We start from the raw sequence: 575 nt of genomic DNA, 5'->3' as shown, positions 1-575 counted from the left end.
GGCTCCGCGCGCCCTGGACGAGGCGTACTCCGACGCCCTCTGGGACGAGCTGATCAAGCGCGCCGCCATTCTCTACCGCGGCGTGGACCTCGGCATTGTGCTGGTCCGTCCCACCGGCCCGCGCCATGTGGCCAAGCGTGCGCCCGTTTCCGTCGCGATCGTCGGCGAGCCGGGCGAACTGCTGATGCACGCCCACGGCCGCACCCGGCACGCGCTGGTCACCTTCGAAGGCCAGCCGGACGCCGTCGCGCTCCTGCAGTCCGCCGAGGTCGGCCTCTAGCCTTCCAGCCTTAACGACGACGGCGGGCCACCGGTTTTCCGGTGGCCCGCCGTCGTTTAAGGCGTCTCAGCGGACTTCGAAGCCCGCCTCGCGGATCGCGGTCTTGACCTGCGCGATCATGTCGTCCGGTCCGAAGTGGAAGACGGAGGCGGCCAGGACGGCGTCGGCTCCTGCTTCAACGGCGGGCGGGAAGTGCGCGGGTTCGCCGGCGCCGCCGGAGGCAATGATCGGGATGTTCACCGCGGCACGGACGAGCCGGATCAGCTCCAGGTCGAAGCCGTCCTTGGTGCCGTCG

1 protein-coding gene and 1 pseudogene are annotated in these 575 nt (G+C 70.6%); one reads left to right on the top strand and one right to left on the bottom strand.

The annotated features are described in order from the left end of the window. Nucleotides 1-280, top strand: a pseudogene (locus BIU82_RS16970) (TIGR03085 family protein); the annotation flags it as partial. Between the two features lie 66 nt (nucleotides 281-346). On the opposite strand, the gene BIU82_RS16965 reads toward BIU82_RS16970, so the two are convergent. Then, on the bottom strand, nucleotides 347-575 hold a 229-nt coding region (locus BIU82_RS16965; protein ID WP_253182828.1), incomplete at its 5' end, for a HisA/HisF-related TIM barrel protein.

The organism is Arthrobacter sp. SW1, from assembly GCF_001766675.1.
Taxonomy (GTDB): Bacteria; Actinomycetota; Actinomycetes; order Actinomycetales; family Micrococcaceae; genus Arthrobacter.
This window is presented reverse-complemented; position numbering and strand designations above follow the sequence as displayed.